At 63.8% G+C, this 25942-nt stretch carries 24 protein-coding genes; 20 read left to right on the top strand and 4 right to left on the bottom strand.

Going from position 1 to position 25942, the window contains the following annotated elements; translation table 11 throughout:
* Positions 1 to 27: 27 nt before the first annotated feature.
* Both OX460_RS18120 and pth read left to right on the top strand, forming a co-directional pair.
* Complete coding sequence (locus OX460_RS18120) at positions 28 to 636, top strand: 50S ribosomal protein L25/general stress protein Ctc (protein ID WP_077408940.1); 609 nt, start codon at positions 28 to 30, stop codon at positions 634 to 636.
* 115 nt (positions 637 to 751) lie between these two features.
* On the top strand, positions 752 to 1336 hold the full coding sequence (gene pth / locus OX460_RS18115; protein ID WP_034778342.1) for an aminoacyl-tRNA hydrolase: 585 nt from the start codon (positions 752 to 754) through the stop codon (positions 1334 to 1336).
* Here the strand turns inward: pth and OX460_RS18110 are convergent, their stop codons facing one another.
* The gene (locus OX460_RS18110) at positions 1337 to 2434 is read right to left on the bottom strand and encodes a serine hydrolase domain-containing protein (protein ID WP_289899509.1); all 1098 of its coding nucleotides are present in this window, start codon (positions 2432 to 2434) and stop codon (positions 1337 to 1339) included. It lies immediately after the preceding gene.
* Between the two features lie 118 nt (positions 2435 to 2552).
* On the opposite strand from OX460_RS18110, the gene OX460_RS18105 reads away from it, so the two are divergent.
* From OX460_RS18105 to OX460_RS18035, 15 genes are all read left to right on the top strand, one after another.
* Entirely contained in the window at positions 2553 to 3128 is a 576-nt protein-coding gene (locus tag OX460_RS18105; protein WP_289899508.1) for a DUF2975 domain-containing protein, read from the top strand.
* Complete coding sequence (locus OX460_RS18100) at positions 3128 to 3361, top strand: helix-turn-helix transcriptional regulator (protein WP_034778346.1); 234 nt, start codon at positions 3128 to 3130, stop codon at positions 3359 to 3361. The genes OX460_RS18105 and OX460_RS18100 overlap by 1 nt, the downstream gene beginning before the upstream one ends.
* Positions 3362 to 3516: 155 nt before the next feature.
* Complete coding sequence (gene ychF, locus OX460_RS18095) at positions 3517 to 4608, top strand: redox-regulated ATPase YchF (protein ID WP_099665709.1); 1092 nt, start codon at positions 3517 to 3519, stop codon at positions 4606 to 4608.
* Between the two features lie 6 nt (positions 4609 to 4614).
* Positions 4615 to 5643, top strand: coding sequence for a glycosyltransferase family 2 protein (locus OX460_RS18090; protein ID WP_289899507.1), 1029 nt, complete (start codon positions 4615 to 4617; stop codon positions 5641 to 5643).
* A 55-nt stretch (positions 5644 to 5698) separates the two neighbouring features.
* Complete coding sequence (locus tag OX460_RS18085; protein WP_099665707.1) at positions 5699 to 6247, top strand: dTDP-4-dehydrorhamnose 3,5-epimerase family protein; 549 nt, start codon at positions 5699 to 5701, stop codon at positions 6245 to 6247.
* A gap of 21 nt (positions 6248 to 6268) precedes the next feature.
* A complete protein-coding gene (locus OX460_RS18080; RefSeq protein ID WP_289899506.1) occupies positions 6269 to 7681 on the top strand; it encodes an oligosaccharide flippase family protein in 1413 nt (470 codons plus the stop codon).
* Positions 7682 to 7802: 121 nt separating this feature from the next.
* Complete coding sequence (locus OX460_RS18075; protein ID WP_251349364.1) at positions 7803 to 8321, top strand: sigma-70 family RNA polymerase sigma factor; 519 nt, start codon at positions 7803 to 7805, stop codon at positions 8319 to 8321.
* Positions 8322 to 8324: 3 nt separating this feature from the next.
* Positions 8325 to 9305: a FecR domain-containing protein gene (locus tag OX460_RS18070; protein ID WP_289899505.1), complete on the top strand. Its 981-nt coding sequence runs from the start codon at positions 8325 to 8327 to the stop codon at positions 9303 to 9305.
* A 103-nt stretch (positions 9306 to 9408) separates the two neighbouring features.
* Entirely contained in the window at positions 9409 to 11175 is a 1767-nt protein-coding gene (locus tag OX460_RS18065) for an ABC transporter ATP-binding protein (RefSeq protein ID WP_289899504.1), read from the top strand.
* Positions 11169 to 12953: an ABC transporter ATP-binding protein gene (locus tag OX460_RS18060; protein ID WP_289899503.1), complete on the top strand. Its 1785-nt coding sequence runs from the start codon at positions 11169 to 11171 to the stop codon at positions 12951 to 12953. The genes OX460_RS18065 and OX460_RS18060 overlap by 7 nt, the downstream gene beginning before the upstream one ends.
* Positions 12950 to 13906: an iron chelate uptake ABC transporter family permease subunit gene (locus OX460_RS18055; RefSeq protein WP_289899502.1), complete on the top strand. Its 957-nt coding sequence runs from the start codon at positions 12950 to 12952 to the stop codon at positions 13904 to 13906. The genes OX460_RS18060 and OX460_RS18055 overlap by 4 nt, the downstream gene beginning before the upstream one ends.
* On the top strand, positions 13903 to 14853 hold the full coding sequence (locus OX460_RS18050; protein ID WP_289899501.1) for an iron chelate uptake ABC transporter family permease subunit: 951 nt from the start codon (positions 13903 to 13905) through the stop codon (positions 14851 to 14853). Before OX460_RS18055 ends, OX460_RS18050 begins: the two co-directional genes overlap by 4 nt.
* The gene (locus OX460_RS18045) at positions 14850 to 15620 is read left to right on the top strand and encodes an ATP-binding cassette domain-containing protein (protein ID WP_289899500.1); all 771 of its coding nucleotides are present in this window, start codon (positions 14850 to 14852) and stop codon (positions 15618 to 15620) included. The genes OX460_RS18050 and OX460_RS18045 overlap by 4 nt, the downstream gene beginning before the upstream one ends.
* A gap of 1 nt (position 15621) precedes the next feature.
* Positions 15622 to 16605: a siderophore ABC transporter substrate-binding protein gene (locus OX460_RS18040; protein WP_099665699.1), complete on the top strand. Its 984-nt coding sequence runs from the start codon at positions 15622 to 15624 to the stop codon at positions 16603 to 16605.
* A 106-nt stretch (positions 16606 to 16711) separates the two neighbouring features.
* Positions 16712 to 19165 (top strand): TonB-dependent receptor, encoded by a 2454-nt coding sequence (locus OX460_RS18035; RefSeq protein WP_289899499.1) that lies wholly within the window; start codon positions 16712 to 16714, stop codon positions 19163 to 19165.
* Positions 19166 to 19177: 12 nt separating this feature from the next.
* Here OX460_RS18035 and OX460_RS18030 read toward each other — a convergent pair whose 3' ends face one another.
* Positions 19178 to 20014 (bottom strand): MipA/OmpV family protein, encoded by an 837-nt coding sequence (locus tag OX460_RS18030; RefSeq protein ID WP_251349356.1) that lies wholly within the window; start codon positions 20012 to 20014, stop codon positions 19178 to 19180.
* The gene (locus tag OX460_RS18025) at positions 20011 to 20505 is read right to left on the bottom strand and encodes a hypothetical protein (RefSeq protein WP_251349355.1); all 495 of its coding nucleotides are present in this window, start codon (positions 20503 to 20505) and stop codon (positions 20011 to 20013) included. Before OX460_RS18025 ends, OX460_RS18030 begins: the two co-directional genes overlap by 4 nt.
* Positions 20506 to 20638: 133 nt before the next feature.
* Here OX460_RS18025 and OX460_RS18020 point away from each other — a divergent pair, with 133 nt between their 5' ends.
* The 3 genes from OX460_RS18020 to OX460_RS18010 all read left to right on the top strand — a co-directional run bounded on the left by OX460_RS18020 (position 20639) and on the right by OX460_RS18010 (position 23908).
* On the top strand, positions 20639 to 21733 hold the full coding sequence (locus OX460_RS18020) for a type II asparaginase (RefSeq protein ID WP_099665695.1): 1095 nt from the start codon (positions 20639 to 20641) through the stop codon (positions 21731 to 21733).
* A 128-nt stretch (positions 21734 to 21861) separates the two neighbouring features.
* A complete protein-coding gene (locus OX460_RS18015) occupies positions 21862 to 22713 on the top strand; it encodes an MOSC N-terminal beta barrel domain-containing protein (protein WP_251349354.1) in 852 nt (283 codons plus the stop codon).
* A gap of 34 nt (positions 22714 to 22747) precedes the next feature.
* Complete coding sequence (locus OX460_RS18010; RefSeq protein WP_289899498.1) at positions 22748 to 23908, top strand: DUF484 family protein; 1161 nt, start codon at positions 22748 to 22750, stop codon at positions 23906 to 23908.
* On the opposite strand, the gene OX460_RS18005 is transcribed toward OX460_RS18010, so the two are convergent.
* A complete protein-coding gene (locus tag OX460_RS18005; RefSeq protein WP_289899497.1) occupies positions 23909 to 25888 on the bottom strand; it encodes a monovalent cation:proton antiporter family protein in 1980 nt (659 codons plus the stop codon).
* Positions 25889 to 25942 lie beyond the last annotated feature (54 nt).

The raw sequence follows: 25942 nt of genomic DNA, 5'->3' as shown, positions 1-25942 counted from the left end.
CAAGCCTTGTTCTTCTTGGAGTTTCACATGAAAGTTATCGCATTTAAACGCGAATTGCAAGGTTCCGGAGCGAGCCGCCGCCTGCGCATTTCCGGCCAAACCCCTGGTATCGTCTACGGTGGCGCTGAAGCCCCAGTGCTGATCTCGCTGGATCACAACGCCCTGTACCACGCGCTGAAAAAAGAAGTGTTCCACTCGTCGATCCTGGACCTGGAAATCGACGGCGTTTCCCAGCAAGTTCTGTTGCGCGACTTCCAAGTCCACGCATACAAACAACTGGTTCTGCACGCTGACTTCCAACGCGTTGACGCTAAGCAAGCTATCCACGTGAAAGTTGCTCTGCACTTCACGAACGCTGACGTTTCCCCAGCAGTCAAACTGCACGGCGCGACCATCAGTCACGTAGCCAACGAAATCGAAGTTTCGTGCCTGCCAGGCCAACTGCCAGAATTCATCAACGTTGACCTGTCGAACATCGACGTCGGTCACTCGCTGCACGTTGGCGACCTGGTCCTGCCAGCTGGCGTGACCGCGGTCACCCACGGCGCCAACCTGACCATCGCTACCGCTTCGGTACCGGCTGGCCACGTTGCTGCTGAAGCCGCTGCTGCTGAAGTTGTTGCTGACAAGAAGTAATTTTGCCGCCGCAGCAATGCGGTAGTCGCAAGGAAAAACCCGTCCGGTTCGCTCCGGACGGGTTTTTTTCTGCCTGTTTTCACCGATAATACGTTTTTACACTGCAGACACAGCCATGCCCATACGCCTGATCGTCGGCCTCGGCAACCCGGGACCCGAATACGAACAAACCCGTCACAATGCCGGCTTCTGGCTGGTGGACAACCTCGCCAACAGCTTGCCCGGCACGCGCTTGCAGCGCGATTCGCGCTACAACGCCATGCTGGCCAAGACCTCCATCGGCGGCAACGAAGTCTGGCTGCTCGAACCGCTGACCTTCATGAACCGCTCGGGCCAATCCGTGGGCGCGCTGGCGCGTTTCTTCAAGATCGCCGCCGATGAAGTGCTGGTCGTGCACGACGAACTCGATCTGATGCCCGGCATCGCGCGCCTGAAGAAGGGCGGCTCGGCCGGCGGCCATAATGGCTTGAAGGACATCACGGCCGCGCTGGGCACGCAGGATTACTGGCGCTTGCGCCTGGGCATCGGCCATCCGCGCACCCTGAGCCTGCAGCAGCAGGTAGCCGATTTCGTGCTGCACCGCCCGCGTCGCGAAGACCAGGAGCTGATCGAGCAGGCGATCGACAAATCCTTGCAAGTCATGCCGCTGATCGTCGAGGGCAAGTTCGAGGCGGCGACCATGAAGTTGCACACCGCGTAATTATTTCCCCGCCTTGCCGAAGCCTGCCATGATGGTTTTCGCCATCTGCTGCTGGCTGGCCTGGGCGCTGCTGCCTTCACCCGCGTTGGCGGCGATCAGCAAGCCGTCGCCGCTGCCGGGCGCCAGCGCGATCAGCGCGTGCCAGTAGCCGTTCGAGCCCAGGTGGGTCAGCACGCGCTGTGGCGCCTGGGGCGGGAAATGCATCACACCCCAGCCCAGTGCCGCGTTCGTGTCGCCCTGCGCCGTATGCAGCAAGACATAGGTTTCCTGTTTCAGCAGCTTGCCCTTGCCTTGTTCGCCCTGCAGTTGATCGAGCGCAAACTTGGCCCAGTCAGCCATGCTCAGGTGAATTTCTCCATCGGGCGCCATCATCAGCGGGTTGCTGGCCATCAAGCCGGCGATCGGCTTGCCTTCCTTGTGGCCCAGGTTTTGTCCGCGCACCGTGGGACCGAACGCGGCCTGCATGCCCAGCGGGCCGAATACTTCCGCCTGCATCAGTTCCTCATAGGTCTTGCCCGTGACCCGCTCGGCGATGGCGGCGGCGATCATGGCGCCGCTGTTCGAATAATGCGATTCGCCGCGCGGCGCGGCCACCGGCGCGTCGGCCAGCGCGCGCTGTGCGTATTCCAGGCGCAGCACGGGCAAGGGACGTGCATCCGTGTAGGTGGAATTGATCCAGTCCTCGTCCGGATTGGGCGGCAAACCGGCGCGGTGCGCCAGCAAGTCCATCAGGTTGACGTCGCGGTACTCGGCGCGCATGCCGGCGCTCAGCGCGGGAAGCATGCTGGACAGCGGCGCATCCCACGACAGCACGCCCCGCTCCACCAGGCGCGCGATCAGGGTCACCGTCATGGCCTTGCCGTCGGAACCGATATTCCACACGTCATCGGCGCGTACGGCGTCATGGCCGTCGTTGGCGCGCACGCCCGCCTGCGCCTGCGCATCGATCTTGCCGTCGCGAATGAGCAGGATGGCCATGGCCGGCACGCTCCTGTCGGCCAGCGCCTGCTGCAGCATGGCGTTCAAGTCATGCGCGCGGGCGGTGCCGCCGAGCAAGAAGGCGGTGCTGCAAACGAGTGAGGCAAGCAGGGTTTTCATGGTGTCTCCAGTCGATAGGATAGGGTGAACATGTTAAAATGGTCGCAAAACATGATTTAATTATTGTTTTACGATAATTTATTCTAACGGCACTTTGTACTTTCGTATACTTTTAAATATGAAAAAAAATCAGTCAGGCCCCGCTGTATTGAGCCGGCGCGTGCGCCATGGCGTGACGACGTTCTTCGTGCTGTACCTGCTGCTGACGGTGCTGGGCTGGCTGGCGCCTGCGCCGGCCGCGCATGGGACACTGGGTGGCGCCGGCATGTACGAGTTGATGCTGCAACTGCAGAGCCAGCCATTCGAGCACCTGGCGGCCATGCCGTGGTGGCAGCGGGTGCTGGGCCTGGCGCTGGCCTTGCCGGCCTTGCTGGTGCTGGGCGATGCCGTGCGCCAGCTGGCCCGGGTCCTGCGCCAGTTCGAGCAGGGCGTGTACTTTACGCCGCAGGTGGCGGCGCACTTTCGCCGTTTCGCGGGCGGCTTGCTGCTGGGAACGCTGTTGACCCTGCTGGAGCCGACCGTGCGCGGCATGCTGTTCGGTTTGCTGGAAGAGGGCGCGGGTCAGTTGCGCCTGGTGGTCGACGTCACGGGCGGCGACCTGTGGACCTTGCTGCTGTGCTCCGTGTTCTTTGCGCTGGCGCAAATCCTCCACGAAGGCCAGCGCCTGGCCGATGAAAACAGCGGGTTCATCTGATGGGCATCGTCGTGCGCCTCGACCTGGTACTGGCCAGGAAAAAAGTGAAATCGAAGGAATTGGCGGCCTTCATCGGCATCACGGAACAGAATCTGTCGCTGCTAAAGTCGGGCAAGGTGCGCGGCGTGCGTTTCGATACCCTGTCGAAAATCTGCGAGATGCTCGAATGCCAGCCCGGCGACATCCTGGAATTCGATGCGTCGCAGCCGGACGACGGGGATGGCGACAGTTAGCGGCACAGAGGGCGGTTTTTTTGAAGAGTAGGGTGCATAGAGGTACAATTGACCCTTACCAGATTTATTACAGCAAGATTATCCAGAAAACGCCTGTACAGGCCGTTTTTGCACCAGCCGCTTGCCGGCAAAATTGATTATTTAAAGGTTTTCCCATGAGTCTCCAATGCGGTATCGTCGGCTTGCCGAACGTCGGCAAGTCCACCCTGTTCAATGCACTGACGAAAGCCGGTATCCCGGCTGAAAACTATCCGTTCTGCACCATCGAGCCGAACGTCGGCGTCGTCGAAGTGCCGGACCCACGCATGGATGCGCTGGCCGCCATCGTCAAGCCGGAACGCATGGTCAACGCCATCGTGGAATTCGTCGACATCGCCGGCCTGGTGGCCGGTGCATCGAAGGGCGAGGGCCTGGGCAACCAGTTCCTGTCGCACATCCGTGAAACGGACGCCATCGTCAACGTCGTGCGCTGCTTCGAAGATGACAACGTCATCCACGTGGCCGGCAAGATCAACCCGCTCGACGATATCGAAGTCATCCAGACCGAACTGGCGCTGGCCGACATGGGCACCGTGGAAAAGGCCATCCACCGCGAAAACAAGAAAGCCCGCTCGGGCGACAAGGATGCGGCCAAGTTGCTGGCCATCATGGAACGCATGATGCCTTACCTGAACGACGCGAAACCCGTGCGCGCGATGGGCCTGGACGCCGATGAAATGGAACTGATCAAGCCGCTGTGCCTGATCACGGCCAAGCCGGCCATGTTCGTGGCCAACGTGTCCGACTCGGGCTTCACGAATAACCCGCTGCTGGACCAGCTGACGGCCTATGCGCAATCGCAAAACGCCCCTATCGTCGCCATCTGCGCGGCGCTGGAAGCGGAAATCGCCGACCTGGACGACGCCGACAAGGGCGCTTTCCTGGCCGACATGGGCATGGAAGAGCCAGGCCTGGACCGTCTGATCCGCGGCGCGTACAAGCTGCTGGGCCTGCAAACCTACTTTACGGCTGGCGTGAAGGAAGTGCGCGCCTGGACCATCCCTGTCGGCGCCACGGCACCGCAGGCGGCCGGCGTGATCCACACCGACTTCGAACGCGGCTTCATCCGCGCGCAAACCATCGCCTATGACGACTTCATCGCCTACAAGGGCGAAGCGGGCGCCAAGGAAGCGGGCAAGATGCGCGCCGAAGGTAAGGAATACGTCGTCAAGGATGGCGACGTGCTGAACTTCCTGTTCAACGTCTAAGGACAGATGCTTGCTGGCGAGCGCCAGCAACATACTGCATTCGTCCATTGCGAAATGCCGCTCAATGCACTTGGGCGGCATTTTTTGTTTGTCTATTTGAAAAGGCCAGCCATGCAGCCGGAGAAACCGCCGCTCGTTTCCATTGTCATGGCCACGTACAACCGGAGCAATATCCTCGGGTACGCTATTCAGTCGGCACTCGCCAGCACCGTGCAGGATTGGGAACTGATTATTGTCGGCGATTGCTGCACCGACGATACGGCCGAGGTGGTCGCCGCGTTCGGCGACGCGCGTATCCGCTTTGTGAATCTGGAAACCAATTACGGCGAACAGACGGGACCCAACAATGTCGGCGTCAGCCTGGCCCGCGGCACCTATCTGGCATTCCTGAACCACGATGACTTGTGGTTGCCCGATCATTTGCAAAGCAGTATCGAGGTCCTCGAGCGCACCGGGGCCGACCTGGCTTTTGGCCAGGGACTGGTGGTTTTGCCGGTGGGATATCACATGGTGGGTGCGCTGGCGGATGGCGTGCAACCGTACCGTCCGTGGATGGACGTGCCCGCTACCCTGTGGATCATGCGGCGCGAGCTGGCCCTGCAGATCGGCCCATGGCAGCCCTCATGGGAAGTGCGCTGCTGGCCGTCGCAAGCCTGGCTGCACCGCGTGTATCGCGCGGGACGGCCGATGCTGGCCCACCCCCGCATCGGCGCCATCCTGATCCAGTCTGGCAGCCGCAGCAATGCCTACCTGGAGCGGCAACACGCCGAGCATGCGTTCTGGTGGGCGCACATGCAGGATCCGCTGAATATTCTGCAGGCCGTCTCCACGCTGTATGGCAAGGTGGGCCGTGAGCGTCTTATTGCACCGCTACAGTCCGCGATAACGGCCATGAAAGCATTGTCACGCCGTCTTTGCTATATGTTGGGGCTGTGGCCGCCGCATCCCGGCTTCTGGCTCAAATATTGGCGCAAAGGCACATTTTTACGTGAATTACGCCGCCGCCGGGGATTGAAGGACATGTCGCGGCGATAGATAATACGGTTGCAATACATAAGAGCATTTTTATAAAATTCTAGGGGTAGATCTGGTGGCTGAGAAAGATAACTGGTTGTTGGCTGGCGCGAAGCAGGATGGCGTCAGCATTACCAAGGAATGGAAGCCGGCAACGCCTTCCTTGATCGATGGCGTGATCTTTCAGGAAATCAAGCCTGTCCTGACGGCGTACGGCAGCCTGACCGAAATTTTCCGCACCGAATGGGTGCCCGATGCGGCACAGATAGGCCAGATATTCGCCTCGACCCTGGAGCCGGGCGGACTGAGCGCCTGGCATGCGCATGCCATCACGACGGACCGCCTGTTCGTGGCGGCGGGCCAGATGCGCGTGGTGCTGTACGACGCGCGCGAGGAGTCGCCCACCTTTGGCATGCTCAACGAATTCAAGCTGGGCACCAGGCGTCCCGGCCTGCTCGTCGTGCCGCCGCGCGTCTGGCATGGCGTGCAAAATTACTGCAGCACTCTTGCCATCCTCGTCAATGCGGTGGACCATGCGTATCGCTATGATGCGCCGGACCACTGGCGCGTGCCGGCCGATTCGGACACGGTGCCCTATCGTTTTTCCAACGACAGGCATGGCTGAGATGCCCGGCCCGGCTGAACGATGCGCCTGAACCGTCTCGCGGGTTTTTCAGCCGGCCCCATCTTGTCGCTGCTGTGCGGCCTGGCCACCGTACCTGCCGTGGCCTGGCTGTTTCCGCCTGCCGACATCGGCAAGCTGGATTTCTTCATGACCGCATGCACGGTGGCCGGTTTGCTGCTGTCACTGGGGCTGGATAAGGCTTTCCTGCATGAATACCATTACAGCACCGCGCGTAGCGGCTTGCTGAAAGCGTGCCTGCTGCCGGCCGTGCTGCTCGCGCCCGTGGCGCTGGCCGTGATACTCGTGTTTGCCGCGCCGGTAGCGCAACTGTTATTTGATGTGGCGCAACCTGCACTGGCTGTCCTGTTCGCTGCCGGCATGCTGAGCGCCCTGGCCAATCGCCTGATCGCGCAACTGTTCCGCATGCAGGAGCGCGCCTGGGTATTCAGCCTGGCGCAGGTATTGCCGAAAATGTCGCTGCTGTTGCTGCTGCCTGTCCTGTGGTGGGATCCGCAGCGCAATTTCGTGCACCTGGCAAGCCTGGTCGTGGCCACCACCTGGCTGGTCACGCTATGGCTGTTGTGGCATGCGCGCGTATCGCTGGCGCAAGCCTGGCACACCGCCGTGGACCGGGTGCTGCTGCGGCGCCTGCTTTCCGAGGCCGCGCCCCTGCTGGTGAGCGGGATTTTTTATATGTTCATGTTGTCGGCCGGTATGGGCTTGCTGCGTTTCTTTGCCGGCTTTGACGAACTCGGCATTTATGCGCTGGCCACGCGCGTGGCCGCCGGCGCCTGGCTGGTGCAATCGATTTTTACGATTGTCTGGATACCGCAAGTACACAAATGGGCCGCGGCCGGCGGCGGCCTGTCGAATATTGCGGCCATTTGCCGCCATGCGCAGGCCATCGTGGTGGTGGGCTTTTGCCTGGCGGGCGCCCTGGCCTGGTTGATCGGCTGGGTCTTGCCTCCCAACTATCACGGCGTCGCGTACATGGCGGTGGCCACGGTCGGCCAGCCGCTGCTGTATGCCCTGGCGGAAGTGACCGGCGTCGGCATCAATCTGGCCCGCCGTCCGGCATTTTCCATCGCCGCCTTTGCTGCCGGCTTGCTGGGCACCTTGCTGGCGGGCGCCGTGCTGGTGCCGCGCCATGGCGCCACGGGCGCCGCCGTGTCTCAACTGCTGGGCTTCCTCGTGTATTTCGTCGTCAAGACGGAGCTGGGCATGCGCGTCTGGCGTCCGCTGCCGCGTCGTTCGCTGTACCTGAGCACCGTCCTGCTGTCGCTGCTGGCGGCGGGCCACGCGTTTTTTGCCCAGCGCCTGGGGATGCTTGCTCCGCTGGCGTGGGGCGTGCTGCTCGCTGCCGCACTGCACGTCTACCGGCCTTCGCTGTGGGCCGCGTTCAGGCTGTTCAGGCCCGTCCGGCAGCAGGGCTGAGGGCGTTTGCTGCCCGTCGCCGTATTGCGTTTTCCTCGTCACTCGGCGTACAATGAGAATAATTCTCATTTATAATCCGATGCGCCTGTTCTTGCCGGCCGTTGGCGACAGGAAGGGTATCGTGAGCACCGCCGAGTTAGCGCTTCAGCAGCAAGTCAGCAGTCTGTACACCGACCACCATCACTGGCTGCGCGGCTTGCTGCGCCGTAAACTCGGCAATGCCTTCGATGCGGCCGACCTGGCGCACGATGTGTACCTGCACCTGATGAAGACGGGGCGCATGCCGCCGGCCGGAGAGTCGCGCCGTCACCTGACGCAGATCGCCAACGGCATGGTCATCGACCTGTACCGCCGCCGCCAGATCGAGGCCGCCTACCTGGAAGTGCTGGCCCTGGTGCCCGAGGCGCTGGCGCCGTCCGAGGAAGAGCGCGCGCTGGTGATCGAGGCGCTGACAGAAATCGATGCGGTGCTGCACCAGTTGCCCGCCAAGGCGCGCAAGGCCTTGTTGCTGTGCAAACTCGATGGCCTCAGCTATCGCGACATCGCCGCCGAATTGCAGGTGTCCGTCTCGTCCGTCGAAAAATACATCGCCGCCGGTTTGCTGGCCTGCTACCAGGCCATGCACGCGCCGGACGCCTGAGCCATGGAGGTGGTGATTGCGCCCGCCGTCGTGCAGCAGGCTGCCCAGTGGATGGCGCGCCTGTGGTCCGATGACGCCAGCGACGAAGACCGGGCTGCCTGTGCCCGCTGGTGCGCGGCCCATCCGCACCACGCCATCGCCTGGCAGCGTTTGCAAGCGTTCGAGGGCAAGCTGCACAGCGTGCCGCGCGATGCGGCCCGGCACGCGCTGCGCGAACCGGCGCCCGCCGCCTACCTGAATCGCCGCCGTGCCCTGAAGCTGCTGGCCGTGCTGCTGCCCGTGGGCGGCATGGCGTACATGCTGCGCGGCACGGATGCCTGGCAAGTGGCCACGGCCGGCCACGGCACGGCCACGGGCGAGATCCGCGAGATTACCTTGCCTGATGGTACGCGCGTGATGCTCGCTTCCGCTTCCGCCATCGACGTGCGCTTCGACGCCAGCGAGCGCTTGCTGATCCTGCGCAGCGGCGAAATCCTCGTCACCACGGCGCACGATCCCGACCCGGCGCAGCGGCCTTTCCGCGTGCAGGGCCGCCACGGCACGGTACAGGCGCTGGGCACGCGTTTTACCTTGCGACAAGACGAACACACGTCGCGCGTGGCCGTCTTCGAGGGCGCCGTCGAAATACGCCTCGCGCATGCGCCCGGCCACGCCGTGGGCATCGCCACGGGCTACAGCGCCATCTTCTCGGCCGACATCGTGCAATCGGCCGCCCCCGTGCCGGCCAGCGCGGCGGCCTGGACGAAGGGCGTGCTGGTGGCCGACAACATGCGCCTGGACGAGCTGCTGGCGGAACTGGCCCGCTATCGCCCCGGCCTGCTGCGCTGCGACCCGGCCGTGGCCAGCCTGAGCGTCAACGGCGTGTTTTCCCTGCGCGACACGGATCGCGCGCTGCATAACCTGGCGCTGGCCTTGCCCGTACAAATCCTCGCGCGCACGCGCTACTGGGTGACGGTGCAAGCCATACCCCAGGCCGCTGCCTGACAATTTTTCGGGCCCGATTGAGGGTTTTGCATTCTCGTTCGGGATATAGGGTGAGAGCCACCCTTATCCATTGACCTTATGTACGTTTTTTCCCATTTTTCCCATGCGTAGCCAACGCCGCCAGCCCGGCCCGATCAGCCGGATACTGCATCCCATCCGCGGACGCCTGATCGTCGCCGCCGTGCTGGCCGGCACGGGGTCCATGCTCACCCTGGTGCCCTTGGCGGGCATCGCGCAGATCGCGCAAATCGCCATGGCCCCCGCGCTGGCGCCGGGCGCTGTGTGGCCGATCATCCTCGCCAGCGTCGCCTGCCTGTTCCTCGGCATGGCCCTGATGTCGCTGGGCGAACTGGCCGCACACCTGGCCGATAACCGCCTCACGCATCGATTGCGGCTGCAAGCCATGCAGCGCCTGGGGCAGGTGCCGCTGGGCTGGTTCACCAGCCGGGCCTCTGGCGAGGTCAAGCAGGCGATGCAGGACGACATCAATACCCTGCACAGCCTCACGGCCCACTTCTACACGACGACGGGGCGCGCCGTGGGCGCCATCGCCATTTCCGTCATCTACCTGTTCGCCATGGACTGGCGCCTGGCCCTCATCGCCATCCTGCCGTTTCCCGGCTTCTTCCTGTTCTTCGGCCGCGCCATGAAAGCCAGCAGCGGCAACATGGAACAATTCGTCGCCGGCATGGGGCGCATCAATAATGCCGTGGTGGAATTCGTCAACGGCATTCCCGTGGTCAAGGCGTTCGGCGCCACGGGACGCGCGCACGGCAGCTACCGCACGGCCGTCGATGCGTTTGCCGAGGCGTTTGCCGCGTTTACCCGTCCGCTGGTCGGCTCGATGGCGAATGCCAACGCGCTGATCGCGCCCGTCGCCGTGCTGGGCGTGGTGGTGCTTGCCGGTACGGCCTTCGTGGCGCTGGGTTGGATGGCGCCCGTCGATATCCTGCCGTTCGCCCTCGTGGCGCCCGGCATTTCCGCGCCCATGCTGCTGCTGCATTACCTGACGCATGACCTCAACAACGCCACGGGAGCGGCCCAGCGCGTGCAAGCCTTGCTCGATACGCCCGTGCTGGCGCAGCCGGCGCCAGATGAGCAGCAGTTGCCCGACGGCACGGAGATCCGCCTGGAAGGCGTCGGCTATGCCTACGATGGACACAACAAGGTGTTGTCGGATATCACGCTGACCTTGCCGCCCGGCACGGTGACGGCCATCGTCGGCGCTTCCGGTTCCGGCAAGTCGACCCTGGCGCGGCTGCTGCTGCGCTTTTTCGACCCGACCGAGGGGCGCATCACCTTGGGCGGCGTCGACCTGCGGCACATCGCCACGCCCGAGCTGTACCGGCGCATCGGTTTCGTGCTGCAGGAAGTGCGCCTGATCCACGCCAGCGTGCGCGAGAACATCGCGCTGGGACGGCCATCGGCCAGCATGCACGAGATCGAACAGGCGGCGCGCCTGGCGAACATCCATGAACGCCTCCTGGCCTTGCCGCGCGGCTACGATTCCGTCATCGGCGAGGATGCGCAATTGTCCGGCGGCGAGTTGCAGCGCGTGAGCATCGCCCGCGCCGTGCTGCTCGACCCGTCCGTGCTGGTGCTCGATGAAGCGACGGCCGCGGCCGACGCGGAAAACGAGGTGGCGATCCAGGACGCGCTGTCGCGCTTTGCCCGGGACCGCACCCTGCTCATCATTGCGCACCGGCTCGACACGGTGATGCATGCCGACAACATCGTCGTCGTCGAGAACGGCGCCATCGTCGAACAGGGCAGCCATGCCGGCTTGCTCGCCGACAAGGGCCGCTATGCGCAACTGTGGGCGCTGGGCGGCTATCCGGATTTCCAGGAAGACGCGGTGCTCTCATGCTGAAAACGTTTATTCAACTGCTGGGTGATGACGCGCCCGTGTTCCGCCGCTACTGTGCCATGGCGCTCGCGTATGGCGTGCTCAGCGGATTGACCATCACGGCGCTGGTGCTGGCCCTGGGCCGCCTGCTGGGTGGCGACGTGGGCGGCGCGGCCTTGTGGCTGCTGGTACTGCTGGCCGGGCTGGTTGCCTGCTGGGCCTGGCGGCGCCAGGTGGAAAAGGCCGGCGTGCGCGTGGGCGTGACGGTGCTGCGAGGGGCGCGCCAGCGCCTGGGCGACCACGTCGCGCGCCTGCCCGTCGGCTGGTTCACGCCGGACAACACGGCAAAATTGGGCCACGTCATCACGCAAGGCATGATGAATGTAGCCCAGCTGCCCGCCCACGTGTTGACGCCCGTCATCTGCGGCGCCGTCACGCCCGTCGTGATGCTCATCGCGCTGTTCGCGCTGCGCTGGCAGCTGGGTCTCATCGCGCTGCTGGCGCTGCCCCTGCTGGCCGGCGCCTTGCGGCTCACCGCGTACCTGGGCCAGCGCGCCGACGATGCCTATCACCACCATTTTGCCCAGACCAGCCAGCGCCTCGTTGAGTTTGCGCAAGCGCAATCCGTCTTGCGCGCATTCAATGGCAACGGGGATGGCGGCGGCACGCGTTTCCTGCAGCAAGCGATCGATGCGCAGCGCCACGCGGGCACGCGGCTCATTTACCTGTCGGCGCTGTCGTCCGTGCTCAACGCCTGGACCGTGCAAGCCATCTTTGCCGCCTTGCTGGCCTCCGCCGCGCTGTGGCTTGACAGCCTGGCGGGTGGTGCTGCCGGCGCGGGCGACGCCATCGCCGTCATCGTGGCCTTGCTGCTGGTGGTGCGCTTGGTCGACCCGCTGCAGGAAGTGGCCAGCTATGGCGAAGTGCTGCGCGGCGCGCGCGGCCCGCTCGACGCGGCGCGCGATATTTTCGCCGTGCAGCCGCTGCCGGAAGCAGACAAGCCGCAAGCGCCGCGCGATGGCGCCGTCGAATTGCGCGACGTGGCATTCCGCTATGCACAGGATCAGGCCGACGTCTTGACGGATATCAACCTGCGCATTGCGCCGGGCAGCATGACGGCGCTGATCGGCGCGTCCGGCTCCGGCAAGACGACCCTGGTGCGCCTGATCGCGCGCTTCTTTGACGCCAGTGCCGGCGCGGCGCTGGTGGGCGGCGTCGATGTGCGCGACATGTCCAGCGAGCAATTGGCCGGCCAGATCAGCCAGATATTCCAGGACAGTTATCTGTTCCAGGGCAGCATCGGCGACAACATTCGCATCGGCAAGCCCGGCGCCACCGATGCCGAGGTGCTGGAAGCGGCGCGGCAGGCGGGCGTGGCCGAGATCATCGCCCGCCTGCCGCAGGGACTCGATACCCTGGTCGGCGAGGGCGGCGCGCGCCTGTCCGGCGGCGAACGCCAGCGCATCGCGATTGCCCGCGCCTTGGTCAAGGATGCGCCGATTTTGCTGGTCGATGAGGCGACGGCCGCGCTTGACGCGGAAAACCAGGCCGCCATCGCCGAAGCGCTGGCGCGGCTGCGCGGCAAGCGCACGGTGATCGTCATCGCCCACCAGTTGTCGACGGTGGCCATGGCCGACCAGATCGTCGTGCTGGACGGTGGCACGATCCGCGAGCAGGGCGCGCCAGCCACCTTGCGCGCGCAGCACGGCCTGTACGCGCACTTCCTGGCCCAGCGCCAGGCGGCCAAGGGCTGGCGCATCGCCGCGCCCGCCCGCCAGGCTGGCACGGAGTCCGGCATTTGACACGCGCGCGTCTGTTCTTCGTCTTCTTCCTGCTGTGCTGCGCGTCCTTGCTGGTGGGCGCCAGGCAGATGGAGTGGGCGCAGTTGTTGTCCTCGTCCGGCGCGCTGTCCGCCGATGCTTGGCTGACCCTGACGGCCAGCCGGCTGCCCCGCCTGGCGGCGCTCGTGCTGACGGGCGTGGGCCTGTCCGTGTGCGGCGTCATCCTGCAGCACATCGTGCGCAACAAATTCGTCGAACCGGCCACCTCGGGCGGGCTCGACGCGGCCAAGCTGGGCATCCTCGTGGCGCTCACCGTGGCGCCCTCGGCGGGCACGGCCGGCAAGATGGCGTTCGCGCTGGCCTTCTGCTTTGCCGCCAGCCTCGTGTATGTGGCCCTGATCCGCCGCATCCGCTTCAAGAACACGATACTCGTGCCCGTCATCGGCCTCGTGTATGGCGGCGTGCTGAGCGCCGTGGCCGAGTTTTATGCTTACCGCAACAACATCCTGCAAAGCATGCAGGGCTGGCTGCTGGGCGATTTCTCGAAGATCGTGCAGGGCAACTATGAAATTATTTATCTGATCCTGCCCATCGTTGCCCTCACGTATCTGTATGCGCAGCGCTTTACGGTGCTGGGCATGGGCGAGGGCATGGCTACCAGCCTGGGCTTGAACTATGGGAGCACGGTGGCGCTGGGTCTGATGCTGGTGGCCGTCACGGTGGCGGCCACGGTGATCACGGTGGGGGCGATCCCGTTTGTCGGGCTGGCCATCCCCAACCTGGTGGCCTTGCGCTACGGCGACAAGCTGGACCGCACCCTGCCCATTGTCGCGCTGGGCGGCGCGTCGCTGCTGCTCGCCTGCGACATCGCGGGGCGCTTGCTGATCTATCCATTCGAAGTGCCCATCGGCCTGACGGCAGGGGGTGTGGGGGGCGTGCTGTTCCTCATGTTGATCATCCGGGGGCGGCGATGAGGCGCCGTTTGAACCAGCGCATGCTCTGGCTGGCCGTGTTGGCCCTGGCGCTCGCTTTCCTTTTCATCGGCGCAAATCTGGATGTCGATTACGTCATTCCCAAGCGCATGTCGCGCCTGGCCGCCATCGTCATCGGCGGCGTTTGCGTGGCCGTCTCGTCGATTGTGTTCCAGACCATCGCCGGCAACCGCATCCTGACGCCGGCCGTCATGGGTTACGAAGCCGTGTATTTGCTGCTGCAATCGCTGCTGATCCTCGCGATGGGCATGCACAGCGTCGTGCTGCTGGGGCAGAACGGCAATTTTGTCGTGTCGATCGCGCTGATGCTCGCGTATTCCTGGGCCATCCACTATTGGCTGTTTCGTGATGGCAAGAACAACGTGTATTTCCTGTTGCTGCTGGGATTCGTGCTGACGATGGTGATTGGCACATTTACCCAGTTCATCCAGTTGCGCATCAGTCCCGGTGAATTTGCCATCTTGCAAGGATTCAGCCAGGCCTCGTTCAACAAGGCACAGCCCGTGCAGTTGCTGTACTCGGCCGTGCTGGCGGGCGCCGCCTGCGTGGCCGTGCTGAAAACCTTGCCGGCGCTCGACGTGCTGGCGCTGGGGCGCGAACAGGCCATCTCGCTCGGTATCGATTACCGGCGCATGGTGCGGCTGCAGCTGGCGCTGATCGCCGTGCTGGTGGCGGTGTCGACGAGCTTGCTGGGACCGACGGCCTTCATGGGCATCTTTGTAGCGAACACAACTTACGCCCTGGCCCGCACGGCGCGCCACCGCGTCACCTTGCCGCTGGGCTGCGCCATCGCCATCGCCATCTTCCTGGCCGCCCAGTTGCTGGTCGAACACGTTTTCAATTACCGGACCACCGTTGGCATCCTCGTCAACCTGGTGTGTGGCGCCTATTTCCTCGCGCTCATGGTCCGCACCCGAGGTACAGCATGATCCACGTCAAACAGATTGACAAAAGCTACGGCGAAAAGCGCGTGCTGGCCAAGGTCAGCGCGCAGTTTCCCAGGGGAAAAGTGACGTCCTTGATCGGCCCGAACGGCGCCGGCAAGACGACCTTGCTGATGCTCATCGCGCGTCTGCAGGAAGCGCAAGGCGGCGAGATTATGATAGACGGGCGCAGCATTGCAGCCATCCAGATCCGGGACTATGCGCGACTCGTGGCCACCCTGCGCCAGTCGCCCGATTTTCACTTGCGCCTGACGGTGGAAGAGCTGGTCGCCTTCGGCCGCTTTCCCTACAGCCGAGGCGCGTTGACAGAGCAGGACCGGCAAGCCATCGATGACGCCATCGCCTTCCTGTCGCTGGAGCATCTGCGCCTGGCGTATGTCGATGAGCTGAGCGGCGGCCAGCGGCAGATGGCCTTCCTGGCCATGACGATCGCCCAGCAGACGGATATCTTGCTGCTCGACGAGCCGCTCAACAACCTCGACATGAAGCATGCCGTGCAAATCATGCGCGCCCTGCGGCGCCTGTGCGACGAGCAGGGCCGCACGGTGATCCTGGTGATCCACGACATCAATTTCGCCGCCAACTATTCGGACCACATCGTCGCCATGCAGGGCGGCGCCGTGCGCTTTTCCGGCCCCGCCCACGAAGTCGTGACGGAAGAGCGCTTGTGCGCGCTGTACGACATCGATTTTCACATCGTGCGCAACGAGCGCGGCTGCGTCTGCAATTACTTTACCCCCACAGGAGCTTGAGATGATCTGGAACAAATCCCGCCGCGCGCTGGCCGTGCTGCTCGCCGCCATGGCCGCCCTGCAAGGCTGCACCGACAAGGCAGCCACGACGCCGTCAGCGCCTGCCGCCTCCGCGTCACCGCAGGCGTTTGCGCCCATCACCATCGAGCACAAGCTGGGCACGACGGTGCTCAAGCAGCGCCCACAGAGGGTGGCCGTGCTCGACATGAACGAAGTCGATTTCCTCGACCAGCTGGGCGTGCCCGTGGCCGGCATGGTGAAGGATTACGTGCCGCATTTCCTCACCCGCTACAAGGATGACCAGGGCATCCGCGACCTGGGCGCCATCGTGCAGCCGAATCTCGAGCATATCCACGCGCTCCAGCCCGATTTGATACTGATGACGTCGATCCAGGCCAACCATTACAAGGAACTGAGCCAGATCGCGCCCACCTTGCATTTCGACGTGGATTACCAGAACAGTGAGAGCAAGCACATCGAAGTTGTCAAGCAACACTTGCTGACACTGGGACGCATCTTTGGCAAGGAAGACATTGCCAGCCGGAAAGCCGCGGAGCTCGACGCCAAGGTGGCGGATGCGCGCAAGGTGACGCAGGAGCGTCCCGAGAAGGCGCTCATCGTGCTGCATAACAACGGCGCCTTCAGCTCCTTCGGCGTGCGGTCGCGCTACGGTTTTGTGTTCGATGCGCTGGGCGTGAAACCTGCGAGCTCGGCCATCGAGGCGGGCTTGCATGGCCAGCCCATTTCCAGCGAATTCATCCAGCAAGCCAATCCCGACATCATCTATGTGGTGGACCGCACGGCCGTGATGGAACACCGTCCCGTCATGACGGCCGAACAGATGGCCAATCCGCTGTTGCGCCAGACGAATGCCTGGAAGAACGGCCGCGTGGTCTTCGTCGATGCGGACGCCTGGTACATCACGGCGGCCAGCGTGACGTCGCTGAAACGGGTGATCGACGACGTGCTCAAGGGTTATCAGTGAGATAAATTATTTTCGTAATGAGTCGTATTTGCATTGAGGGTTTTGCCTTTTCGTTCGGGAGATAGGGTGAGAACAAGCAATCATCCCCTCTGAAAGGATTTACTTTATGACCCAACGCATGGCAACGCGCCATCTTCCCGCCTTGAACCTGAGCCGTATCGCCACCGCCGTGCAACTGGCGCTCATCACGGGCTTGACCGTGGGGGCGCTGGGCGTGGCGGCCTCGCCAGCGTACGCGCAAGCGGGGGCGGGCCAGGCCCGGCAAGCGTTCAGCGTGCCGGCCGGTACGCTGGGCCTGGCGCTCAACACTTTCGCGGCCGAGGCGGGCGTCGAATTGACGGTCGAGGCTAGCTTACTGCAAGGCAAGAACAGCGCCGGCCTGTCCGGCAGCTACAGCGTGCCTGAAGGCTTTTACGAATTGCTGCGTGGCCATGGCTTGCAAGCCGTGCGCGAGGGCAATGGCAGCTACACGGTGCGCCGCGAACCGGCGCACAGCGCCGCCGCCGAAGCCGCCGCCACCATGCCGGCCGTGACGGTGTGGGGCAAGGGCAACAGCGTGACGGATGCCTATGCAGGCGGACAAGTGGCGTCCGGCGGCCGCGTGGGATTTCTTGGCGACAAGGATTTCATGGAAACGCCGTTCAACACCATCAGCTATACGGATAAATTCATCGAAGACCGGCAAGCGCGCGACATCACCGACGTGATTTCCGCCGCCGACCCTACCGTCTTCAGCAGCGGCATGACGGGCATCATCGGCGAGAATTATTCGATACGGGGCTTCAGCTCGAATATCGGCGACGTCGCGTTTGGCGGACTGTACGGCATCTCGCCGTACTACCGCACGTCGCCTGAAATGTTTGAGCGCATCGAGGTACTGAAAGGGCCGTCGGCCTTGCTCAACGGCATGCCACCGGGTGGTTCCGTGGGCGGCAGCATCAACCTCGTGCCCAAGCGCGCGGGCGATGCGCCGCTGGCGCGCGTGACGGCGTCGTACATGTCGGACTCGCAATGGGGAGGGCATATTGATCTGGGCCAACGTTTTGGCGAGAATCAACAATTCGGCATTCGGGTCAACGGCGTCTACCGCGACGGCGACGGCGCCATCGACCATCAGAAAAAAAAGACCCGGCTCGTCTCGGTCGGGCTGGACTGGCGTGGCAATGGCGCGCGCCTGTCCGCCGACCTGTATCACAGCGAGGACCGCGCCGACGGTTTGAACCGGGGCGTCAACCTGGCCCCCGGCTTGCCCGTGCCGCGTCCGCCGAAAGCGGAAACCCTGCTCAATCCCAGCTGGGCGTTTTACGATACCAAGGACAAGGGCGCCATGCTGCGCGGCGAACTGGACTTGAACGCGCAAGTGATGGCGTATGCGGCCGTGGGGGCCAGCCGGGCCGACTACCAGTCGACGGGCGCGTATCTGATCCAGGTATTCAACACGGCCGGCGATTACCGCACCAACGTCGCCGACCTGGGCTTCGACGTGGAAAAACAGTCGGCGGAAGCGGGTTTGCGGGGCAAGTTGCGCACGGGCGACATCGGCCATCAATGGGCCGTCAACGCCACGTATTATCACCACACGGACAAGCAGTACGGCCGCCGCAATACCCTGGCGAAAGACTGGATCACGAATATCTACCATCCCGTCTGGGGCCCGGCGACGCGCTTCGACGCGCCGCAAATATCCAAGGCGGAACTGCGCCTGGCCAGCTTTGGCCTCGTCGATACACTTTCCTTTGCGCAAGACACCGTGCAGTTGACGGTGGGCTTGCGCCGGCAGGAAGTGCTCAGCGATAACTTCAACATCAAGACGGGCGCGCGCACCTCGCGCTATGACGAAAGCGCCACCACGCCCGCCGTCGCCCTGCTGGTCAAGGCGAGCAAAACCATCTCCTTGTACGGCAACTACATCGAAGGCTTGAGCCAGGGCGCCACGGCGCCGTTGACGGCCGCCAACTCGGGCGAGGTCTTTGCGCCGTACAAATCGAAGCAGGCGGAGCTTGGCGTCAAGGTCGACCTGGGCGAGTTCGCGCATACGGTCAGCGTGTATGAAATCAAGCGCCCCAGCAGCTATGTCGACCCGGTCAGCAATATCTTTTCCTTTGGCGGAGAACAGCGCAACCGCGGCATCGACTGGGGCTTCTTCGGCTCGCCCCTGCGCGACGTGCGCCTGATGGGCGGCGTGGCGTATGTCGACCCGGTCTTGAGCAAGACCATGGGCGGCGCCAACCAGGGCAAGCAGGCGACGGGCGTGCCCAAGCTGCAAGCCAAGCTGGGCGTTGAGTGGGATACGCCCGCCATCCCTGGCGTGACCCTGACGGCGAACGCGACGGCGGCATCGAAGCAATACATCAATGCCGACAATTCGATGTCCGTGCCGGGCCGCACCGTGTTTGACCTGGGCGCCCGCTATGCGACGAAGGCGGCGGGTCGGCCCCTGACGGTGCGCGCCAGCGTGACGAACGTCGGCAACAGGGCGTACTGGGCGCTGCCGCAATGGACCAGCCTGGGCCTGGGCGCGCCGCGCACGGTCATGTTGTCGGCCACGACGGAGTTTTAAGCCGTCTAGCCGCTAGTCGTCCGGGCCCCGCGCCAGGCTGCTTGAACGTTGCCACGTCCACATCAGGCCGATGCCGGCCGAGGTGCCGCTGTTCTGGCGCAGCAGGGGACTGGCGCGGTTGGCGGCGCCTGTGTAAGTGTCGTAGCGTACAAAGGCAAAGGCGCGCCAGTCCCGCTGCAGCCGGTACGAACCGCCCAGGCCCAGCCGCGTGAGCATCAGCCCGCTTTTTGCCGCATACGCGGGGCGCTGGCCGGTGGCAAATGCGGGGCTGACGCTATACAAGTAATCGTTGATGGTGGCATTGCCCAGCACGGCGCCGACGCTGGCATCGACGTGCCAGGCCTGCTGCCCGTCTTGCAGCGCGTAGACGAGGCGCGGCTCGAAGGTGGTGCCTTGGCGGCGCAGGCCGCCGCGCGCTTCGATGACGGCGCGCAAGGGCAGCTCCAGCCCCAGGCGGCTGTGCTGCGTCGGCTCGGCCAGCCTGATTTTCAGGCGCGGGCCAAATTCCACCAGGGTACCCAGGTCCGGCATGCCGCGCCGGGCCGGCACGTCGCTGGACCTGGCCGGCAAGGACAGGGCAAAACCGATATCGAAATCGAATCGCTCCGTATTGAACAGGCGCGCGCCCACGCCGGAGCGGTCGGCGCGCAAGACTTTCCCGCGATAAATCAGATAGGGCAGGGCCAGGCTGCGCATCGAGCGTTCGCTGGCGCCCGGATAGGCGGGAGTGACGGCCGTGCCGCCCAATACGCCCGCTTCCCATAAGGGCAGCGGTGCTTCGACGGCGCGCGCCGGCGCCATGGTGGCGCAGAGGGTGGAGGCGGCCAGCAAGGTGCGTGCGATATTCATCGAGCAACTCCGCAAGGTTTGCCCGCCGGCAGCGATTCCAGGTCGGCAAAGGCGCCCAGTGCCCACGATTGATGAAACCCCAGTTCATTGCGCACGGCCAAGGCTTCCGTCGCCTTGCCCTCGCGTTCATACAGGTCGATCAGCGCCTTGTAGTCGAGGGCGCTCGATTGTTTGCTGCGTTTCGCCAGCGCGATGGCCTGGCGGAAATGAAATTCGGCCGCATCGTAGCGGCAGGCCCCGCTGGCGGCGCGTCCCGCCTGGTGGTGCAGCCGTGCTTGCCAAGCGAGATCGCCGTGGCCCAGTTCGACGTTCCCGACGGCGTCCGCGTAGTTGCGCATGGCTTGTGTCCAGTCCCCCTGGCTGGCCGCTTCACGCCCCCATTGTTCCTGTTGCGCCGCCGTGCGCAGTTCGATTTGCGTGGCGCAGGCATTGAGCGCCATCAAGACGAACGGCAGGAGGAGGCAAGACCGGATGGGCGGCAGTGTGGACATGGCGCCACTGTAGCGCAAGGGAAGGCGCGCACGTTTGCGCGATACACATGAATTCGGGATTTGCCCTGGCATGGATGACATATAATTTGCACACGACTTTGTTATTTTTGACAGTACACCTCACGGGAGCACCATGTTTTCACGCAAATTCCATTCTTGTGCACAGCTGATGCTGGCTACCATGCTGATGGGCTTTATCGCCGCTTCCCCCGCGCGCGCGCAGCAGGCGGCCGTCAAATTGCCGAATGTGGTGATCCTGGCCACGGGCGGCACCATCGCCGGCAGCGGCGCCGACAGCACCACCACCGTCGGCTACACCTCGGCCACCGTGGGTGTCGAGCGCCTGATCGCGGCCGTGCCGGAATTGAAAAAAGTGGCGAACGTGAAAGGCGAGCAAGTGTTCCAGATCGCCAGCGAAAGCATGGGCAATAGCCACTGGCTGGCCCTGGCCAAGCGCATCAACGTGCTGCTGGCCTCGAGCGATGTCGATGGCGTGGTCGTCACGCACGGCACCGACACCATCGAGGAAACGGCGTATTTCCTGAACCTGACCGTGAAGAGCCATAAACCGGTGGTGGTGGTGGGCGCCATGCGTCCGTCGACGGCCATCTCGGCTGACGGCCCCATCAATCTGTACAACGCCGTGATGCTGGCGGGCAGCAAGGAAGCCGTGGGCAAGGGCGTCTTGGTGGCCTTGAACGACCAGATCAACGCCGCGCGCGAAGTGACCAAAACCAACACCTCGACCACCGACACCTTCAAGTCGCCGGAACTGGGCATGCTCGGCTACATCCAGGGCAGCAAGGCTTTCTTCTACCGCCAGTCGACGCGCAAGCACACGCTGGAATCGGAATTTGATATCAGCAAGCTCGATGCCTTGCCGCAAGTGGACATCGTCTACGGCTACGCCAACATGAACCGCGTCGGCATGGACGCCTTCATCGCCGCCGGCGCCAAGGGCATCATCCACGCGGGCGTGGGCGACGGCAGCGTGGCCGCGCAAATGAAGCCGGCCCTGGTGGAAGCGCGCCAGAAGGGCGTGCTGATCGTGCGTTCGAGCCGCGTCGGCCAGGGCATTGTGGCGCGCAATGGCGAAGCCAACGACGATGAACTCGACAGTGTCGTATCCGACACCCTGAACCCGCAAAAAGCCCGCATCCTGCTGATGCTGGCCTTGACCAAAACCAATAGTACGCAAGAAATCCAGCGTATTTTCTACACGTATTGATCGCCGTCACGCCGGCCCGGCCACTGCGGCTGGGCTTGGCGGATTTACGCTTGCCCGCTTTGCTGCCATACTTCGTTTTTGAATAACTTCCTGGCTGAAGCAGCAACACTGTTCCTTCTCCCCTGTCCATGGCTATCCTGTCCGACATCATCCTGTATCCGATCAAATCGTGCGCCGGCATCCATTTGCGTGAGGCGGTCCTGACGCGCTCAGGGCTGATGAGCGAACACGTGTTCGACCGCGAATGGATGGTGGTGGACGAGCACGGCCGCTTCCTGACGCAGCGCGAACATCCGCGCATGGCGCTGATCGTGCCGTCCATCAAGGCCACCACCCTGGAATTGCGCGCGCCGGGCATGTTGCGGCTGGAAATCGAGCTGGGCTTGCCGCATCCGCAACTGGCGCCCATGCTGGACGTGCAAGTGTGGGACGATACCGTGCGCGCCTACGATTGCGACGACGTCACGGCCACCTGGTTTACCAACGCCATCGGCGTGCCGTGCCGCCTCGTGCGCTTTCACCCGGACGTGGTGCGCGCCACCAGCACGAAGTGGACGGATGGCGTGGCCGCCTCGACCATGTTTGCCGATGGCTATCCGGTGCTGATCGCCGGCAGCGCCTCGCTAGCCGACGTCAATGACAAGCTGCGCGCCGCCGGCCGCGAGGCCTTGCCGATGAACCGCTTCCGTCCCAACCTCGTCATCGGCGATATCGGCGCTTTCGAGGAAGACTACGCCGACTTCCTGCAATTCGGCGCGACCGTGTTAAAACCCGTCAAGCCGTGCTCGCGCTGCCCGATTCCGTCGGTGGACCAGGCCACGGGCGTGCCCGGACCGGACCCGCTCGACGTCATGCATGGCTACCGCGCCAAGCCCGAGCTTGACGGCGCCATCTGCTTCGGCATGAACGCCATCGTTACCGAAGGCGGCGATGAGCGTATCGTAGTGGGGCAGGACATCGGTTTCGAACTGGCATTTTAAGCATGGCGCCCGCACAGAAGGGTTTAAGGTTTCTATGAATCAAGCAATACCGCCGGACCCGCGCATTGCCAGCCTCGAAGCCGAAAACCAGGCCTTGCGGGCGCGCATGGCTTTCCTGTTGGAACAGGTCGAGCGCAACCACGACATCATGTGCCGCCACCAGGCGTTTGATCTGGAAATCGTCGGCGCGTCCACGTTTCCCGAACTGATCGGCACCATTTTCCGCACCTTGCCCGTGATTTCCGACCTCGACGGCGTCACTTTGAGCCTGCTCGACGAGGATGACGATATCGTGCTGGTGATGGAAAAGCTGGGCGTCGATTTCAGCGCCTTCCCGCAGTTGCTGTTCGTACATGCCGTGGCGGAGCTGGGCTTTGCCCCGTCGGCACCCGTGGCCGAGGGCGAAGCGGCCTTGCCGCCGCTGCCGCTGCTGGGCGCCTTTGATGCCGCCGTGCATGGCCCGCGTTTCCCTGGCATCGGTTCGCCCCTGCGCAGCGTGGCCCTGGTGCCCTTGCTGCGCAACAAGCGCCTGATCGGCAGCCTGAACCTGGCCAGCAGCGACGTGACGCGCTTTACGCCCGTGCTGGGCACGGATTTCATCAAGCACATGGCTTCCATCATCGCCATTTGCCTGGAAAACGTGATCAGCAATGAAATGCTGAAATACATCGGCTTGACCGATTCCTTGACGGGCGTCTACAACCGCCGTTATATCGACCGCCGGCTGCTGGAAGAAATCGCCCGCGCGCGGCGCCAGAATTATTGCATTTCATGCATGTATATCGATATCGACCATTTCAAGCTGGTCAATGACACCTATGGCCACCAGGGTGGCGATGAAGTGCTGCGCGAAGTGGCCACGCGCATCCGCACGGAATTGCGGCGCTCCGATGCGCTGGGCCGCTTCGGCGGCGAGGAATTCGTCGTGCTGCTGATCGACGCTGACCTCGACAGTGCGACATTCGTTGCCGAACGCATCCGCGCCAGCATCGCCGGCACCATGTTCGACTTGCCGGGCAGCGCGCAAGCGTGGGTCAGCGTCTCGATCGGCGTGGCCAGCCTGGAAGCGGACGCGGCGCTGCTGCCGATCGAAACGGTGGCGCAGCAACTGGTGGCGCACGCCGACCAGGCCCTGTACCAGGCCAAGGCTGATGGCCGCAACAAGGTCATCAGCTGGCAGGCACCGTCCGAATAGTTATTTTAATAGTAATGTTTCCGCTTTGGCCACGGCGTCGGCCGTGCCGCGCAGCACCACCACGTCGCCGCTGGCCAGCTGCGTCTCGGGGGTGACGTCGAGGCGGCCGCGGCCGCGGCGGATGGCCGTGACAAACGCGCCGCAGCCGGCCACGTCGATCGCACTCAAGGGCAAGTCCACACAGTGCGCGCCCTCGTTGACGGTGACCGTATGCAGGCGTTCCAGCTCGGCATCGTCGCCCGCGTCGCTGGAACCGTGGAAATAGCCGCGCAGCGAGGCATAGCGCTCCTCGCGCGCGGCCTGCACCCGGTGCACGACGCGGCGCAGGGGCACGCCCATCATGATCAGCGCGTGCGAAGCGAGCATCAGGCTGCCTTCCATCAATTCCGGCACCACTTCGGCCGCGCCCGCCTTCTTCAGCTGGTCGAGATCGGTATCGTCGTGGCTGCGCACGATGACGGGCAAGGTGGGCGCCATTTCGTTGAGTAAATGCAATAATTTCAGTGCCGAAGGCGTGTTGGCGTACGTGATCACCACGGCGCTGGCCCGGTAGATACCGGCCGCTACCAGGCTTTCGCGCCGGCCCGCGTCGCCGTACGACACGTGGGCGCCGGCCAGCTGCGCTTCCTGCACCCGTTCCGGGTCCAGGTCCAGCGCGTGGTATTCGATCTTTTCTTCCGCCAGCAGGGTTGCCAGGCTTTGCCCGCTGCGTCCGAAGCCGGCAATCAGCACGTGTTTCTGCGACGCCATGGTGCGCGTGGCGATCTTCGTCAGCGCCAAGGATTGCATCATCCAGTCGTTGGCCGCCAGTTTCATGACGATGGCGTCGGACTTGGCGATGAGGAAGGGCGCCACCAGCATCGACAGCACCATCGACGCCAGCACCACCTGCACGACGAACGGGTCCATCAGCTTGATGCCGCCGGCCAGGTTCAGCAGTACGAAGCCGAATTCGCCCGCCTGCGCCAGGCCCAGCCCCGTGCGCAAGGCAACGCCGTTGCTGGAGCCGAACAGCCGGGCCAGGCCCGCGATCAGGGCGAATTTCAGCAGCACGGGGCCGCACAGCAAGAGCAGCACGAGCCACCAGTTCTCAAACACCACGCGGATATTGAGCAGCATGCCGACGGTGATGAAGAATAGGCCCAGCAGCACATCGCGGAAGGGCTTGATATCCTCTTCCACCTGGTGCTTGAATTCCGTCTCGGAAATGAGCATGCCGGCAACAAAGGCCCCCAGGGCCAGCGACAATCCTGCCCGTTCCGTGATCCACGCCGCCCCCAGGGTAATCAGCAGCAGGTTGAGCATGAACAACTCTTGCGAGCGGCGCTTGGCGACGATGGTCAGCCAGCCGCGCACCATCTTCTGGCCGATGAACAGCAGCAAAATGAGCACGACGAGGGCCTTGCCGCCGGCCCAGGCCAGGGTTTCGGCCAGGTTGTCCGAATCGCGGGTGAGGGCGGGAATCAGGATCAGCAGGGGCACGACGGCCAAGTCCTGGAACAGCAGGATGCCGATGATCTTGCGGCCGTGTTCGCTTTCGAGTTCCAGCCGCTCCGTGAGCATTTTCGAGACGATGGCCGTCGACGACATGGCCAGCGCGCCGCCCAGGGCGAAGGCGGCTTGCCAGCTCAGGTGGATGTAGGCGGACAGGTAACGGGCGACAAACCAGCCGAAGACGACGGTGGCGATGATGGTGGTGACCACCTGCGCCATGCCGAGGCCGAAGACGATGCGCCGCATGGCGAGGAACTTGGGAAGAGAAAATTCGAGCCCGATGGAAAACATCAGGAAGACGACGCCGAACTCGGCCAAGGTGTGGCTGGCCTCGTTTTCCGCCGCCAGGCCCAGCGCGTGGGGGCCGATGACGATGCCGACGGCCAGGTAGCCCAGCATGGGCGGCAAATGCAACATTCTGAAAGCGACCACGCCCAGCACGGCGCTGCCGAGTAACATCAGGGTCAGTTCAAGCGAGGAAAACATGGGTTGCCCGGTACGGTCAATGGAAATCGTTGTTTGTTGTGACTGGCAAGTTTT

This window comes from Janthinobacterium sp. SUN033, from assembly GCF_030397595.1.
GTDB classification, from domain to species: Bacteria; Pseudomonadota; Gammaproteobacteria; order Burkholderiales; family Burkholderiaceae_D; genus Janthinobacterium; species Janthinobacterium kumbetense.
The sequence above is the reverse complement of the archived record's forward strand: the minus strand, read 5'-3'. Positions and strand labels throughout refer to the sequence as shown.

Coding starts and splice junctions, on each gene's coding strand:
- OX460_RS18120 (WP_077408940.1), top strand. CDS start 28: ATGAAAGTTATCGCATTTAAACGCGAATTGCAAGGTTCCGGAGCGAGC.
- pth (WP_034778342.1), top strand. CDS start 752: ATGCCCATACGCCTGATCGTCGGCCTCGGCAACCCGGGACCCGAATAC.
- OX460_RS18110 (WP_289899509.1), bottom strand. CDS start 2,434: ATGAAAACCCTGCTTGCCTCACTCGTTTGCAGCACCGCCTTCTTGCTC.
- OX460_RS18105 (WP_289899508.1), top strand. CDS start 2,553: ATGAAAAAAAATCAGTCAGGCCCCGCTGTATTGAGCCGGCGCGTGCGC.
- OX460_RS18100 (WP_034778346.1), top strand. CDS start 3,128: ATGGGCATCGTCGTGCGCCTCGACCTGGTACTGGCCAGGAAAAAAGTG.
- ychF (WP_099665709.1), top strand. CDS start 3,517: ATGAGTCTCCAATGCGGTATCGTCGGCTTGCCGAACGTCGGCAAGTCC.
- OX460_RS18090 (WP_289899507.1), top strand. CDS start 4,615: ATGCTTGCTGGCGAGCGCCAGCAACATACTGCATTCGTCCATTGCGAA.
- OX460_RS18080 (WP_289899506.1), top strand. CDS start 6,269: ATGCGCCTGAACCGTCTCGCGGGTTTTTCAGCCGGCCCCATCTTGTCG.
- OX460_RS18070 (WP_289899505.1), top strand. CDS start 8,325: ATGGAGGTGGTGATTGCGCCCGCCGTCGTGCAGCAGGCTGCCCAGTGG.
- OX460_RS18065 (WP_289899504.1), top strand. CDS start 9,409: ATGCGTAGCCAACGCCGCCAGCCCGGCCCGATCAGCCGGATACTGCAT.
- OX460_RS18060 (WP_289899503.1), top strand. CDS start 11,169: ATGCTGAAAACGTTTATTCAACTGCTGGGTGATGACGCGCCCGTGTTC.
- OX460_RS18050 (WP_289899501.1), top strand. CDS start 13,903: ATGAGGCGCCGTTTGAACCAGCGCATGCTCTGGCTGGCCGTGTTGGCC.
- OX460_RS18045 (WP_289899500.1), top strand. CDS start 14,850: ATGATCCACGTCAAACAGATTGACAAAAGCTACGGCGAAAAGCGCGTG.
- OX460_RS18040 (WP_099665699.1), top strand. CDS start 15,622: ATGATCTGGAACAAATCCCGCCGCGCGCTGGCCGTGCTGCTCGCCGCC.
- OX460_RS18035 (WP_289899499.1), top strand. CDS start 16,712: ATGACCCAACGCATGGCAACGCGCCATCTTCCCGCCTTGAACCTGAGC.
- OX460_RS18030 (WP_251349356.1), bottom strand. CDS start 20,014: ATGAATATCGCACGCACCTTGCTGGCCGCCTCCACCCTCTGCGCCACC.
- OX460_RS18025 (WP_251349355.1), bottom strand. CDS start 20,505: ATGTCCACACTGCCGCCCATCCGGTCTTGCCTCCTCCTGCCGTTCGTC.
- OX460_RS18020 (WP_099665695.1), top strand. CDS start 20,639: ATGTTTTCACGCAAATTCCATTCTTGTGCACAGCTGATGCTGGCTACC.
- OX460_RS18015 (WP_251349354.1), top strand. CDS start 21,862: ATGGCTATCCTGTCCGACATCATCCTGTATCCGATCAAATCGTGCGCC.
- OX460_RS18010 (WP_289899498.1), top strand. CDS start 22,748: ATGAATCAAGCAATACCGCCGGACCCGCGCATTGCCAGCCTCGAAGCC.
- OX460_RS18005 (WP_289899497.1), bottom strand. CDS start 25,888: ATGTTTTCCTCGCTTGAACTGACCCTGATGTTACTCGGCAGCGCCGTG.